Raw genomic sequence first — 13,370 nt, forward strand, 5'->3', positions numbered from 1 at the left:
TAAGACAGGCTCAAATACGATCAACTCAAGTTTACATCGCTGCTTTTTTGCCGATTTTCGGCGAATACGGCACACTACCCGCCCGAGCGCCTGCTCGGTTTTTTCCACTTGAAGCAGCACGCCTATGACCCGCTCTCCGTTCCGCCGTCTAGTGTTCGGCACCTTGCGCCGACTGTTGTACCTCTGGGTTCGCTCGGAGACGATCAACCAGTCGTCCCTGACCCTTAACCTGGACCGCAGCCGGCCGGTGTTCTACGTCCTGCAATCGCCTTCCCTCACCGAACTGGCCGTGGTCGACGCCGAGTGCACCAAAGCCGGCCTGCCGCGCCCGGTGCTGCCGGTATCGGTCGGCCCGTTGATGGAGCCGGCGGCGTTCTTCTACCTCACGCCGGAACCGGACTGGCTCGGTCGCCAGGACAAGCGCGGAGCCCCCCCTACCCTGACCCGCTTGGTCAACACCCTCACCGAACACGCGGAAGAGAATGCACAAATCATTCCCGTGAGCGTGTTCTGGGGCCAATCTCCCGAGAGCGAGTCCAGCCCGTGGAAGCTGTTGTTTGCCGACAGCTGGGCGGTCACCGGGCGTCTACGCCGGCTGTTGAGCATCCTGATTCTGGGTCGCAAGACCCGGGTGCAATTCTCTGCGCCTATCAACCTGCGTGAATTGATCGAGCACAATAAAGGCCACGAACGTACCGTGCGCATGGCCCAACGCATCCTGCGCGTGCACTTTCGTAACCTGAAGACGGCGGTCATCGGTCCGGATTTGTCCCACCGCCGTAACCTGGTGAAGGGCCTGGTCAACATGCCGCTGGTGCGGCAGGCCATTGCCGATGAGGCCGAGCGGGAGAAAATAAGTCCGGAAAAAGCCAAGGCCCAGGCCCTGCGCTACGGCAACGAGATCGCCTCGGACTACACCTACACAGCGATCCGCTTCCTCGAAGTGGTGCTGAGCTGGTTCTGGAACAAGATCTACGACGGCATCAAGGTCAACAACATCGAAGGTGTGCAAAAGGTTGCCCAGGGTTACGAGGTGATCTATGTGCCTTGCCACCGTAGCCACATCGACTATCTGTTGCTGTCCTACCTGCTGTTCAAGAACGGCCTGACCCCGCCGCACATCGCCGCCGGGATCAACCTGAACATGCCGGTGATCGGCAGCCTGTTGCGCCGTGGCGGTGCGTTTTTCATGCGCCGCACCTTCAAGGGCAACCCGCTGTACACCTCGGTGTTCAACGAATACCTGCACACCCTGTTCACCAAGGGCTTTCCGGTGGAGTACTTCGTCGAGGGCGGTCGCTCGCGCACCGGGCGCATGTTGCAGCCGAAGACCGGCATGTTGGCGATCACCCTGCGCAGCTTCTTGCGCTCATCGCGCATGCCGATCGTGTTTGTGCCGGTGTACATCGGTTATGAGCGCGTACTCGAAGGCCGCACCTACCTGGGCGAACTGCGCGGCGCGAGCAAGAAGAAAGAGTCGATTTTCGATATTTTCAAAGTGGTCGGCGCGCTCAAGCAGCGCTTTGGCCAGGTCGCGGTCAACTTTGGCGAGCCGATCAAGCTGGCCGAATTCCTCGACAACGAACAACCGGACTGGCGTTCCCAGGAACTGGGCCCGAACTACAAACCCGCCTGGCTCAACGAAACCACCAACCGCCTCGGCGAACAAGTGGCGCGCCACTTGAATGAAGCAGCGGCGGTGAACCCGGTGAACCTGGTGGCCCTGGCGCTGCTGTCCACCACCCGCCTGGCCCTGGACGAGCAGGCCATGGCGCGCCAGCTGGACCTGTACCTGGCCCTGCTGCGCCGCGTGCCCTACTCACCCCATACCACTCTGCCGGAAGGCGATGGCCTGGCGCTGATCAAGCACGTCAAGGACATGGACCTGCTGTCGGAACAGAGCGACGCACTGGGTAAGATCCTGTACCTGGACGAGCAGAATGCCGTCCTGATGACTTATTACCGCAACAACGTGCTGCACATCTTTGCCCTGCCGGCGCTGCTGGCGAGCTTCTTTCAGAGCAGTTCGCGGATGAGCCGTGAACAGATCCTGCGCTACACCCACGCGCTGTATCCGTACCTGCAATCGGAACTGTTCATTCGTTGGTCGCTGGAAGAGCTGGACACGGTGATCGACCAATGGCTGGAGGCCTTTGTCGAACAGGGTCTGCTGCGTTTCGAAAACAACGTGTACCTGCGCCCGGCGCCGAGTTCGCGGCACTTTGTGCTGTTGACCTTGCTGTCCAAGAGCATTGCCCAAACCCTGCAACGCTTCTACATGGCGATTTCGCTGCTGCTCAACAGTGGCCAGAACAGCATCAGCGCCGAAGAACTGGAAGACCTGTGCACGATCATGGCCCAGCGTCTGTCGATCCTGCATGGCCTCAACGCCCCGGAATTCTTCGACAAGAGCCTTTTCCGACATTTCATCCAGACCTTGCTGGAGCAAGATGTGTTGCGCCGCGACGAGGCCGGCAAGCTGAGTTATCACGACCTGCTCGGCGAACTGGCCGAAGGCGCGGCGAAACGCGTGCTGCCGGCGGAGATTCGCCTGTCGATCCGCCAGGTGGCGTTGCATCGTGTAGATGGCGCCGCTGAAGCACCGGTCGAACCCGAAGCCACTGCACCTGAAGAAACCCGCTAGATTTAAAGAGGCGCCGGAGGGATTCCGGCGCCGTTGAAAAGGAGCAACACCATGAAAAAGATCATCCTCCTGGGCCTGACTGCCCTGCTCGGAGCCTGCCAATCCATGAGCCCTGCCCCCAAAGCCAGCCTTGATGGCGAAGTGTTCTACCTGCAACGCATCGCCCTGCCACCGACCGCGACCTTGAGCGTCAGCCTGCAAGACGTGTCGCTGATGGACGCCCCGGCCGTAACCCTGGCTGAGCAGAAAGGTCCGGTCAAAGGCCAGGTGCCGCTGCCGTTTCACCTGAACTACGACCCGGCGCAAGTCAAACCTGGCCACACTTATTCGGTGAGCGCTCGCATCGAAGTGGAGGGCAAGCTACTGTTTATCACCACCGAACGCCACGCTGTGCAGCTCAATGGCCAGGACGTGCAACCGTTGCGCCTGCGGGTTGATGCTGTCGCACACTGACAGTCTCTAGAATTTAAGCCAGATCAAAAAGGAAGCGCCCATGCTCCGTAACTCCCTTCGTCTTACTGCCCTGTGTGCCGGCCTGCTGTTCGGCGCCAACGCCATGGCCCTGGACTTGAGCAGCCTGTCCCAGGGCGACGCCAGCGGCGGCCTCAAGGACGCACTGACCCAAGGCGCGCAGATCGCCGTGAAGCAACTGGGCGTGCCCGGGGGTTTCAGCAACAACCCGGAAGTGAAGATCGGGCTGCCTGGCAAGTTGGGCAAAGTTGCCGACAAACTGAAAATGTTCGGCATGGGCGACCAGGTGACCCAGCTGGAAACCAGCATGAACAAGGCCGCCGAAACCGCCGTGACCCAGGCCCAGCCGATCTTGGTCAACGCGGTAAAAAACATGAGCGTGACAGACGCCAAGGGCATCCTCAGCGGTGGCCAGGACTCGGCCACCCAGTACCTGAACAAAAGCAGCCGCGAACAGATCCGCGCTAAGTTCCTGCCGATCGTCAAGGCCGCAACCGACAAGGTCGGCGTCGCCCAGCAATACAACGCCCTGGCCGGCAAAGCCGCGGCCTTTGGTGCAGTGGATGCCAAGAGCGCCAACGTCGAGAACTACGTGACCGAACAGGCGCTGGACGGGTTGTTCAAGATGATTGCCAAGCAGGAAGAAACCATTCGCGAGAACCCTGCGGCCGCCGCGACCAGCCTGGCGAAGAAAGTCTTCGGCGCGCTGTAAAACCGGGAACGAACCCAGGCAGGTGTGGGGGGCTCACCTGCCCGGCTTCAAGCGGTTCTTCTACGATCAGAAGAACTTTCCTAGGCCAAAACCACCAAATGCGATCATGCCCAGAGGCATGACACCGAAGCCGATGGCCAGGTTCTTGCCGGGCTTGCAAGAGTCCCTGCAAGGGTCAGGCTTGGCCGGTTGAGGCTTGCTGGGTCCGCAGGGGTTGCTGTTGCACGCGGACCGGGAAGAGCTGACATTGATATCAATTTTCATGAGCACTCCTTGAATCATCAGATTTAAGCTCCCACCGGCAGGGGTGAAGCCCTACCGGCGGAAGACCTGGCAATCAGGTAATCAATGAGTGGCCCCCGCCTTGGAAGCGTTCCCGCCTCCGTAGCTTCTTTGTGAAATCCCCTACGACAACTCTTTACACGGCCGGTGGCTTGACTCGGAACCAGGCTGCGTACAAGGCCGGCAAAAACAACAGTGTCAGCGCCGTCGCCACAATTAATCCGCCCATGATCGCCACGGCCATAGGTCCGAAGAACACACTGCGTGACAGCGGAATCATGGCCAGCACCGCCGCCAGGGCTGTCAGCACAATCGGGCGGAAACGTCGGACGGTCGCCTCGATGATTGCTTGCCAGGGCGCCAGGCCTGCCTTGATGTCCTGTTCGATCTGATCCACCAGGATCACCGAGTTACGCATGATCATCCCGGACAGCGCGATAGTCCCCAGCATGGCCACAAAGCCGAACGGCTGGCGGAATACCAGCAGGAACAGCGTCACACCGATCAGCCCCAGCGGCGCTGTCAGGAACACCATGGCGGTGCGTGAGAAACTGCGCAGTTGCAGCATCAACAAGGTAAGCACCACCACGATAAACAGCGGCACGCCGGCCTTGACCGAGTTCTGGCCACGGGCCGAGTCCTCGACTGTGCCGCCAACGTCCAGCAGGTAGCCATCCGGCAGTTCGGCACGTACGCCTTCAAGGGTCGGCAGAATCTGCTGGACCAGCGTCGCCGGCTGTTCCTTGCCATAGATGTCAGCGCGCACGGTCACCGTGGGTAGGCGATTGCGGTGCCAGATGATGCCTTCCTCGAAACCGTATTCGAGGGTGGCAATCTGCGACAGCGCGACGCTTTTACCGTTGTCGGTCGGCACCGCCAGGCTAGGCAGCAACGACAGCTCGGTGCGTTCATGCACGGTGCCGCGCAGGAGGATCTCGATCAACTCGTTGTCCTCGCGGTATTGGCTGACGCTGGAACCGGTCAAAGAACTCTGCAGGAATTTCGACAGATTGGCCGTGCTCACGCCGAGGGCACGGGCGCGGTCCTGATCGATATTGAGGTAGACGATCTTGCTCGGTTCTTCCCAGTCCAGGTGCACATTGACCACGTGGGAGTTTTCGCGAACCTTTGCCGCGACTTTCCGAGCCAGGGCGCGGACTTCTTCAATATGTTCGCCGGTCACACGGAACTGCACTGGGTAGCCCACGGGCGGGCCGTTTTCAAGGCGCGTGACCCGTGAGCGCAGGTCTGGGAATTGCTCGTTGAGGGTTTCGATCAGCCAGGTACGCAGGCTTTCGCGCTCCTCGATGGTTTTGGCCAGCACAACAAACTGGGCAAAGCTGGCGGCTGGCAGTTGTTGATCCAGCGGCAAGTAGAAACGCGGCGAACCGGTGCCGACGTAAGCCACATAATTGTCGATGCCCGCGTGTTCCTTGAGCAAGGCTTCCAGGCGCTTGACCTGGTCGGCGGTGTTGCTCAGGGAAGCCCCTTCGGCCAGCTTCAGATCGACCATCAGCTCCAGACGGCCCGAAGCCGGGAAGAACTGCTGCGGCACAAAACGGAACAGTGCCACCGAGCCGATAAACAGCAGCAGGGTCAGGACGATCACAGTTTTGCGCCGACGCACGCACCACTCCACCAGGCGTCTTACACGTTGATAGAAAGGTGTGCCGTAGGGATCCGGTCCATCGGTGCCGTGCTTGGCGGCATGAATCTTCGCCAGGTCCGGCAGGAGTTTTTCCCCCAGGTACGGCACAAACACCACGGCAGCCACCCAGGAGGCGAGCAACGCAATGGTCACCACCTGGAAGATCGAACGGGTGTATTCGCCGGTACTCGATTGCGCGGTGGCAATGGGCAGGAAGCCCGCTGCGGTGATCAGCGTACCGGTGAGCATCGGGAACGCGGTGCTGGTCCAGGCAAAGCTCGCGGCCTTGAGCCGGTCGTAGCCCTGTTCCATCTTGATCGCCATCATTTCCACGGCAATGATCGCGTCGTCCACCAGCAAACCCAACGCCAGCACTAATGCGCCGAGGGAAATCTTGTGCAAGCCGATACCAAGGTAATACATGGTGGCAAACGTCATCGCCAACACCAGCGGAATCGCCAGGGCCACCACCATGCCGGTACGCACGCCGAGGGAGAAGAAACTCACCAGCAGCACGATGGCCAGCGCTTCGGCCAATACCTGCACGAATTCGCCGACGCTGGTTTTCACCGCGGCCGGTTGGTCCGACACCTTGCGCAGCTCCATGCCGGCCGGAAGGTTCTTCTGCAGGCGTGCGAATTCGCCTTCCAGGGCTTTGCCCAATACCAGGATGTCGCCGCCGTCGCGCATGGCCACGGCCAGGCCGATCGCGTCTTCACCCATGTAGCGCATGCGCGGTGCCGGTGGGTCATTGAAGCCACGGTGGATGTCGGCCACGTCGCCGATGCGAAAGGTTCGATCACCTACGCGAATCGGGAAGTTGCGGATCTCTTCCACGGTCTTGAAGTTGCCCGACACCCGCAGCTGCACGCGTTCGCTCGGGGTTTCGAAGAACCCGGCGGTGGAGACGGCGTTCTGTTCCTGCAACGCCTGCTGCACTGCCGCTAGCGGTAAGCCGAGGGTGGCCAGCTTGAGGTTGGACAGTTCGATCCAGATCTTCTCGTCTTGCAGGCCCAGCAGCTCGACCTTGCCCACATCCGCCACGCGCTGCAGCTGAATCTGGATACGGTCGGCGTAGTCCTTGAGCACGGCGTAATCAAAGCCGTCGCCGGTCAGGGCGTAGATATTGCCGAAGGTGGTGCCGAATTCATCGTTGAAGAACGGCCCCTGGATATCCGGCGGCAAGGTCTGGCGGATATCGCTGATCTTCTTGCGCACCTGATACCACAGCTCAGGAATCTGCGCCGAATGCATGGAGTCACGGGCGATAAAGGTGACCTGAGATTCACCGGGACGCGAGAACGAGACGATGCGCTCGTACTCACCGGTTTCCATGAGTTTTTTCTCGATACGCTCGGTGACTTGCCGCGAGACTTCCTGGGCCGTGGCGCCAGGCCAGTTGGTCTTGATCACCATAGCCTTGAAGGTGAACGGTGGGTCTTCACTTTGTCCCAGTTTGGAGTAGGACAAAGTGCCAACCACTGCCAGCAGAATCATCAGGAACAGGACGATCTGACGATTACGCAACGCCCATTCGGAAAGATTGAAACCCATCGGGGACTACTCCTTGGCCGCCAGATTCACCACACGGTTGGAGCGATCCACCGGGCGCACTTGCTGGCCCTCATGGAGCACATGCACACCCGCAGCAATGACCCAATCCGTAGGGCTCAAACCTTCCAGTACCGGCACGGTTTTTTCACCGAAGGCACCGATGCGCACGGGTGTGCGCTTGAGGGTGTTGTCTGGCTGTACACGCCACACGTAGGACGCACCGTTCTCCGCGCTAAGGGCCGACAAAGGGACCGAGAGAGGAATATCGCCGTCGACCTGTATGAACACGCGAGCGCTCTGGCCCAGTTCGGCCGGGACCTTGCCGCCGGTGAACGCCACACGGGCAGCGAACGTACGCGACCTTGGATCGGCGGCCGGCGACAGCTCACGAATGCGACCGCTGAAGCGCTGGTCGGGCTGGCTCCACAGCTCGACCGATACGGGCTGGCCGATCTTGAAACGACCAAAACCCTGCTCCGGCAGGCTGATCAGCACTTCGCGCTCGCCATCGGTAGCCAGGGTGAACACGGTCTGGCCGGCGGACACCACCTGGCCGACTTCCACCGCACGCTTGGCTACCACCCCGTCCTGCGGCGCACGCAGCACCGCATAGCCGGCCTGGTTGCTGGCCACGTCAAACTCGGCCTTGATCTGCTTGAGACGGGCCTCACCGGATCGATAGAGATTTTCGGAATTGTCGTACTGGGAACGGCTGACCATCTGACGGTCCATCAGGGTCTTGTAGCGGTCACGCTCGGCGCGCACCAGGCTAAGGTTGGCCTGGGCAGCCGCAACTTGGGCGCGGGTGGCTTCCAATTGCAGGCGCACGTCCTGAGGGTCGAGTTCGGCCAGCGCCTGATTGGCCTTGACCCGCTCGCCCTCTTCCACCAAGCGCTTGCTGACTTTGCCACCGATGCGAAAGGCCAGGTCTGGCTCATAACGGGCGCGGACTTCACCGGGGTAGCTGTCCATCGACTGTGCAGAAGGCTGTGGCTGCACCACCATGGCCGGACGGAGGGTGGTCTGGGTCGCTTCTTCATGGCCGCATCCGGCCAACAGGAAGACCAGACTGACAGGCAACGCAAATGGCAGGAAAGTACTGCGCATGCTGTAGGACCTTTCGCAAATGGAGCTAAGAATAATTATACTGGCGGGTATGTTATTAATACCAAACTCACCAGTCCAGTATTAAAGGTGAAAATGTCAGACAATCCCGTAAACACCAATAGCCCTGGGCGCCCCAAGGACATGGCAAAACGCCAGGCAATCCTCGAAGCAGCGAAAACCCTGTTTTTGAGCAATGGCTACGCCAGTACTAGCATGGATGCCGTGGCCCTTGAGGCCGGCGTGTCGAAACTGACCGTGTACAGCCACTTCACCGATAAAGAGACCCTGTTCACCGCCGCGGTGGTGGCCAAGTGCGAAGAACAGCTGCCGGTGATGTACTTCGAGTTACCTGCGGATATGCCCGTGGAGACTGTGTTGCTGAATATCGCGCGGGGGTTCCATCGCCTGATCAACAGCGAGGAATCGGTCAACCTGCATCGCCTGATGATGACCACCGGCAATCAGGACGTGAAACTCTCGCAGATCTTCTTCGAGGCCGGTCCCATGCGCATGTTGCAAGGCATGGAGCGCCTGCTCGGCAAGATCGACCAGAGCGGCGCACTGAGCATCGACAAGCCCTTTACGGCGGCCGAACATTTCTTCTGCCTGCTCAAGGGCACGGCGAATTTCTGCTTGCTGTATGGCTGCGGCGGGCAACTGAGTGAAGAAGCCGCCGAAGCCCATGTACAGGAGGTGGTGGGGTTGTTTATGCGGGCCTACAGGCCTTCATGATCAAGGCTTGAGCGCCTTCTTTGGGTAGATGTCATAGCGACTGGATTTGCCATCCAGCGCATGACTCGGCTTGGGCCCTTCAATGCATGGCGCCTTGCGCGGGCGCTTGACTACCACACGGTGGCTGGCCAGGGCCAGGGCGGCGGCCAACAGCGCCGGTGCGTCTGGATCATCCCCCACCAGTGGCCGGAACAGGCGCATTTCCTTCTTCACCAAGGCTGTTTTCTCACGGTGTGGAAACATCGGGTCGAGGTAGATCACCTGGGGCGGCTCGCCTTCCCAGTTGCGCATCACGTCGATGGAGTTGCCCTTGAGCAATTTCATGCGCGCCACGATCGGCGCCACCTCAAAATCATCCGCGCCACGCGCCAGACCATCTTCAAGCAAGGCGCCGATCAGCGGCTGGCGCTCGATCAGGCTCATCTCGCAGCCCAGGCTGGCCAGCACGAAGGCGTCCTTGCCCAGGCCGGCCGTGGCATCCAGCACCCGGGGGCGAACGCCTTGGGCGATGCCCACCGCCTTGGCGATCATTTGCCCGCTGCCACCACCGTACAGGCGCCGATGTGCCGCGCCGCCTTCGACAAAGTCCACGCGCACCGGCCCCGGCGCGTCAGGCCCGAGCTGTTGCAGCTGTAGGCCGTGCTCGCCCACCTGCAGGGAAAAGTCCGCATCCGCCAAGTGCATTGGCAACCCCAGCAGTGACGCCCACTGCTCGGCACGGCCCTGGAACGCTTCGCCCAAGGCCTCGACCTGGATGCGGCTGGCCGCTGGTTGTTCGCTCATCAATCGCTACGCTCAAAAATATTAAGGATCGGCAAACAGCGGCCGATAAAAACAACAGTCAGGTATTTTGCCAGAGCTGAGCGTCGACCGAGAAAAATGTCAGACATTCTTCCCCTAACCATCGGTGTACTGCCGACCCACAACCACTACGGCCTGCGCAATACCCAAGCGCTGGCCGGGGTGAGTCATGTGTGGCAGGACTTCTTCGCCCGCGCGTTGGCCGAGCAGCTCGGCGACACGCCGGACGCGCTGTCTGTGCAGGCGCAGGCACCGGCGGACCCAGCGGTAGAACCCAGCGCCGGCGCCGACCTGTTGTCGCAGATCCTCACCCAGCGTGAGTGCGACGTGAAAGACACCGAAATTGCCCCACCAGAACCGCTGTTCCTGCCGATCGCCGAGTTCGAAACCGAGCTGCTGCCACCGGCTGCCACGCCGTTCCCGGAAGAGGAAATCGTCGCCCAGCAGCGCCAGCAGAACTTCGAAAGCGGTTGGGTGCGCCCGATTGTGCTCACCGCTGGCGAGCCGCTGCCGGAGCCAGGCCCGGCGCCGGAGCCACGCCCACTGCACCTGCCCATCGCCGAATTCGAACTGGACCTGCTGCCGCCAGCCGCCACGCCGTACCCGACCGAAGAGCTGGTCGCGCAGCAAAAAGCGCTCGACTTCGACTACTACTGGGCGCGCCCGCTGGTCACCCAGAACCTGCGCCTGGCCGCCTGATACTCAGCGACACACCCACCAACGCCCCATGTCCAGATGGAAATGGTTGCGGTGCGCGGCGTTGTAGTCCGGGCTCAGCACCACGTTGAAATCATCGCAGGCACTGTCGCGGACCTGACGCAGGAACCGCGCCTTGTCGCCCTCCCCCGGCCAATCCTTGAGCACGCTGATACTGCGCCCGTCCGCCAGGCGAAAACCGGCGATGTCCAGGGCATTGGCGGACGCATGCTGGCTGAGTCGCCCTTCGGCGCGGTTATACATATTACGGCAGGCAAAGCTGCCCAGATGATCGACCCGCGTCACCGCTTGGCCAAACACCGCCTGGGCCGCCGGCTGGAGGCTATGGCGCTCGAACAGGGCGAACGCCACCGCCAGCGAGCAACTGGCGAGAAAACTGCTGCTCAGCCCAACCGCGGCCCCCTGAACGCGCAAGGTATTGCGCAGCGGACACGCGGCATCGACGGGTGTATCGGCTTGATGGCTGACGCGCAGGCCCGAGGTCTCCAGCACTTGGTCGCACAACGCCGGGTCATCCTGCAGGCGCCCCAGCTTGTAGCGGGTCAACAAGTTCGGGCTGGCGCGCACATCCAGCGGGGCCCACGGGTTCCAATCGGCCGGCAGCGGCACCCAGCCACGCCAGACGCCAACGGCAAAGCCGCCCGCCAGGATCAGCAGCACGCCCATCACTTTGAAAAAGCGCATCCCTTAGCCCTTGAAGAACTGGTTGGCCTGGCTAAATGGCATCTTGCGTTCGGTAAAGGTAAACGTGCCCAGTTCGTACACTTCCTGGGCCGCACGATAGAACTCGCCATAGGCAGCCAACGCCAGGGCCGAGCCGACGCTGATCCGCCGCACACCCATCGCGCTGAGTTGCGCGACGCTGAGGTTCAAGCCGCCGGACATCAACACGTTCACCGGTTTGGGCGCCACCGCCTTGACCACCGCCAGCACTTCCTCAGCAGTGCGCAAGGCCGGCGCATACAGCACGTCGGCACCGGCTTCGGCGTAGGCTTGCAGGCGGCGGATGGTGTCGGGCAAATCCAGGCGACCATGCAGGAGGTTTTCCGCACGGGCCGTCAGGGTGAACGGGAATGGCAGGCTGCGCGCGGCAGTCACCGCGGCTTCTACACGCTCGACGGACAGGTCGAAAGGATAGATCGGGTCAGCGGCAATGCCCGTGGCGTCTTCAATGGAGCCGCCGACAATACCCGTAGCGGCGGCACGCAGGATGGTCTGGGCGCAGCCTTCGGGAGTGTCGCTGAAGCCGTTTTCCAGGTCCGCCGCCACCGGCAACGCCGTGGCATTGGCAATCATGCCGGCGTTGATCAAGGTGTCTTCCAGGGACAACGCGCCTTCTGCATCCGGACGCGCCAGGCTGAACGCGTAGCCCGCACTGGTGGTGGCGAGGGCTTCAAACCCCAGGCTGGCCAGCATCACGGCAGAGCCTGCATCCCACGGGTTAGGCATCACGAACGCGCGGTCACGTTCGTGCAAGGCCTTGAAGGTTTCGGCGCGAAGGGTTTGGGCATCCATGTCTGGCTCCTGGCGGGAAAAGGAGCCCTAGAGTAACCCCAGTTGCTCCACGGCGGGGGTACGATCCAATACAGGCAATGCTGGCAGACCGGGCAGACGCGTCATCAATTGATCATGGAAACGCTGGGCCAACTGGGCGGCGAGGCGATTATCCGAGGTGTGCAGGAACACGTAGGGGGTGCGGCCTTCTTCAATCCAGCCAGCGACTTTTTCCACCCAAGGCACCAGGAACGGGTCGTTGGCTTCCAATTCGGGATGACCGATAAAACGCACTTGGGGAAACGGCGTCAGTGCCGCCGGCCGTGGCGGCACCTTGGGCTTTTTCGATTGGGCGTGCAGCACGGCGGCCGATGTAGACGTGCAACTGAACAACGCACGCGGGTCCAGGCAGATGCGCTCAACGCCCCGGTCCCGTAACAAGCGGTTAAGCATGCGCTCGGCGTCGCCTTTGGCGAAGAATTCCGAATGACGCACCTCCACCGCCATTGGCCGCTCAAGGCCATCAATGAAGCCTGCCAACTCCCCCAGACGCTGCGGTGTGAACGTCGCGGGCAGCTGCAACCACAGCGGCGAGACCCGTTCACCCAAAGGGCTCATCAAACCCACAAAGCTTTCGGCAGCCGGTAGCTGCTCAATCAGGTTGCCGCTGTGGCTGATATCACCGGGAAACTTGGCCGTGAAACGGAAATCGTCGGGCATGATTTCAGCCCAGCGTTGCACCGTGGCGGCCGAGGGTCGTGCATAGAACGTGGTGTTGCCTTCAACGGCGTTGAAGACCTGGGAATAGAGCGCGAGGTAATCGCTGGAACGTGCGTCGGCGGGGTACAGGTACTCGCGCCAGGCGTTTTCGCTCCAGGACGGACAACCGAGGTAGTAAGGCAGGCGCATCAGATGTGGATGTCGAGGCCCAGCACTTCCATATCCCATTCGACAAAACCGGCCGTGGTCAGGTAGCTGGCCAGGGCGGTGGCGACGCTTTTGCTCATGGAGCGCGGGAAGACCATGTCTTGCTGACGGGCGGGAAGACCGCTGATACGGGCTTGAGTGTTGGCCTGCGCGTCGGACTGGACCTCGATGAAGTCCGGCGAATCCTCAACCGACTCGTCTACCGTAACGTTCGCCTTACGTGGCTTGCGCTTGATTGGGTAGGACTGTGAGGAAAAGCCATCAATACGCATGGGCGCGAA

At 61.3% G+C, this 13,370-nt stretch carries 13 protein-coding genes; 5 read left to right on the forward strand and 8 right to left on the reverse strand.

Translation table 11 applies throughout. The features are described from left to right. The first annotated feature begins 124 nt into the window (after positions 1-124). From plsB to HX823_RS19920, 3 genes are read left to right on the forward strand one after another with little or no spacing between them, the layout of a single operon-like run. Complete coding sequence (plsB, locus tag HX823_RS19910) at positions 125-2,644, forward strand: glycerol-3-phosphate 1-O-acyltransferase PlsB (RefSeq protein WP_038849234.1); 2,520 nt, start codon at positions 125-127, stop codon at positions 2,642-2,644. Positions 2,645-2,695: 51 nt separating this feature from the next. Beyond that, positions 2,696-3,097: a YbaY family lipoprotein gene (locus HX823_RS19915; protein WP_177076235.1), complete on the forward strand. Its 402-nt coding sequence runs from the start codon at positions 2,696-2,698 to the stop codon at positions 3,095-3,097. A 40-nt stretch (positions 3,098-3,137) separates the two neighbouring features. Then, positions 3,138-3,827, forward strand: a complete 690-nt coding sequence (locus tag HX823_RS19920; RefSeq protein ID WP_033902808.1) for a DUF4197 domain-containing protein — start codon at positions 3,138-3,140, stop codon at positions 3,825-3,827. A 66-nt stretch (positions 3,828-3,893) separates the two neighbouring features. On the opposite strand, the gene HX823_RS19925 is transcribed toward HX823_RS19920, so the two are convergent. The 3 genes from HX823_RS19925 to HX823_RS19935 all read right to left on the reverse strand — a co-directional run bounded on the left by HX823_RS19925 (position 3,894) and on the right by HX823_RS19935 (position 8,418). Further along, positions 3,894-4,091: a hypothetical protein gene (locus HX823_RS19925; protein WP_177076237.1), complete on the reverse strand. Its 198-nt coding sequence runs from the start codon at positions 4,089-4,091 to the stop codon at positions 3,894-3,896. Positions 4,092-4,245: 154 nt separating this feature from the next. Next, the gene (locus HX823_RS19930) at positions 4,246-7,311 is read right to left on the reverse strand and encodes an efflux RND transporter permease subunit (RefSeq protein ID WP_177076239.1); all 3,066 of its coding nucleotides are present in this window, start codon (positions 7,309-7,311) and stop codon (positions 4,246-4,248) included. 6 nt (positions 7,312-7,317) lie between these two features. Next, positions 7,318-8,418 (reverse strand): efflux RND transporter periplasmic adaptor subunit, encoded by a 1,101-nt coding sequence (locus tag HX823_RS19935; RefSeq protein WP_177076241.1) that lies wholly within the window; start codon positions 8,416-8,418, stop codon positions 7,318-7,320. A gap of 93 nt (positions 8,419-8,511) precedes the next feature. On the opposite strand from HX823_RS19935, the gene HX823_RS19940 reads away from it, so the two are divergent. Next, entirely contained in the window at positions 8,512-9,150 is a 639-nt protein-coding gene (locus HX823_RS19940) for a TetR/AcrR family transcriptional regulator (RefSeq protein WP_177076243.1), read from the forward strand. Here HX823_RS19940 and HX823_RS19945 read toward each other — a convergent pair whose 3' ends face one another. Beyond that, on the reverse strand, positions 9,151-9,933 hold the full coding sequence (locus HX823_RS19945; protein ID WP_038849249.1) for a class I SAM-dependent methyltransferase: 783 nt from the start codon (positions 9,931-9,933) through the stop codon (positions 9,151-9,153). Positions 9,934-10,029: 96 nt separating this feature from the next. On the opposite strand from HX823_RS19945, the gene HX823_RS19950 reads away from it, so the two are divergent. Continuing rightward, complete coding sequence (locus HX823_RS19950; RefSeq protein ID WP_038849251.1) at positions 10,030-10,650, forward strand: hypothetical protein; 621 nt, start codon at positions 10,030-10,032, stop codon at positions 10,648-10,650. A gap of 3 nt (positions 10,651-10,653) precedes the next feature. Here the strand turns inward: HX823_RS19950 and HX823_RS19955 are convergent, their stop codons facing one another. Genes HX823_RS19955 through HX823_RS19970 form a run of 4 tightly spaced genes read right to left on the reverse strand, consistent with a single transcriptional unit; the run spans position 10,654 to position 13,361 of the window. Continuing rightward, complete coding sequence (locus HX823_RS19955; RefSeq protein ID WP_177076245.1) at positions 10,654-11,352, reverse strand: extensin family protein; 699 nt, start codon at positions 11,350-11,352, stop codon at positions 10,654-10,656. 3 nt (positions 11,353-11,355) lie between these two features. Further along, positions 11,356-12,183, reverse strand: a complete 828-nt coding sequence (locus tag HX823_RS19960) for an oxaloacetate decarboxylase (RefSeq protein WP_177076247.1) — start codon at positions 12,181-12,183, stop codon at positions 11,356-11,358. Positions 12,184-12,210: 27 nt separating this feature from the next. Further along, positions 12,211-13,071 carry a DUF72 domain-containing protein gene (locus HX823_RS19965; protein WP_177076249.1) on the reverse strand — a complete coding sequence of 287 codons (861 nt, stop codon included), beginning with the start codon at positions 13,069-13,071 and terminating at the stop codon, positions 12,211-12,213. Next, positions 13,071-13,361 (reverse strand): hypothetical protein, encoded by a 291-nt coding sequence (locus HX823_RS19970; protein WP_038849260.1) that lies wholly within the window; start codon positions 13,359-13,361, stop codon positions 13,071-13,073. The genes HX823_RS19965 and HX823_RS19970 overlap by 1 nt, the downstream gene beginning before the upstream one ends. Between the last annotated feature and the right edge of the window lie 9 nt (positions 13,362-13,370).

This window comes from Pseudomonas sp. P7759, from assembly GCF_013386445.1.
GTDB classification, from domain to species: domain Bacteria; phylum Pseudomonadota; class Gammaproteobacteria; order Pseudomonadales; family Pseudomonadaceae; genus Aquipseudomonas; species Aquipseudomonas azotoformans_A.

Coding starts and splice junctions, on each gene's coding strand:
- HX823_RS19965 (WP_177076249.1), bottom strand. CDS start 13,071: ATGCGCCTGCCTTACTACCTCGGTTGTCCGTCCTGGAGCGAAAACGCC.
- HX823_RS19940 (WP_177076243.1), top strand. CDS start 8,512: ATGTCAGACAATCCCGTAAACACCAATAGCCCTGGGCGCCCCAAGGAC.
- HX823_RS19915 (WP_177076235.1), top strand. CDS start 2,696: ATGAAAAAGATCATCCTCCTGGGCCTGACTGCCCTGCTCGGAGCCTGC.
- HX823_RS19955 (WP_177076245.1), bottom strand. CDS start 11,352: ATGCGCTTTTTCAAAGTGATGGGCGTGCTGCTGATCCTGGCGGGCGGC.
- HX823_RS19950 (WP_038849251.1), top strand. CDS start 10,030: ATGTCAGACATTCTTCCCCTAACCATCGGTGTACTGCCGACCCACAAC.
- HX823_RS19930 (WP_177076239.1), bottom strand. CDS start 7,311: ATGGGTTTCAATCTTTCCGAATGGGCGTTGCGTAATCGTCAGATCGTC.
- HX823_RS19970 (WP_038849260.1), bottom strand. CDS start 13,361: ATGCGTATTGATGGCTTTTCCTCACAGTCCTACCCAATCAAGCGCAAG.
- HX823_RS19960 (WP_177076247.1), bottom strand. CDS start 12,183: ATGGATGCCCAAACCCTTCGCGCCGAAACCTTCAAGGCCTTGCACGAA.
- plsB (WP_038849234.1), top strand. CDS start 125: ATGACCCGCTCTCCGTTCCGCCGTCTAGTGTTCGGCACCTTGCGCCGA.
- HX823_RS19925 (WP_177076237.1), bottom strand. CDS start 4,091: ATGAAAATTGATATCAATGTCAGCTCTTCCCGGTCCGCGTGCAACAGC.
- HX823_RS19945 (WP_038849249.1), bottom strand. CDS start 9,933: ATGAGCGAACAACCAGCGGCCAGCCGCATCCAGGTCGAGGCCTTGGGC.
- HX823_RS19935 (WP_177076241.1), bottom strand. CDS start 8,418: ATGCGCAGTACTTTCCTGCCATTTGCGTTGCCTGTCAGTCTGGTCTTC.
- HX823_RS19920 (WP_033902808.1), top strand. CDS start 3,138: ATGCTCCGTAACTCCCTTCGTCTTACTGCCCTGTGTGCCGGCCTGCTG.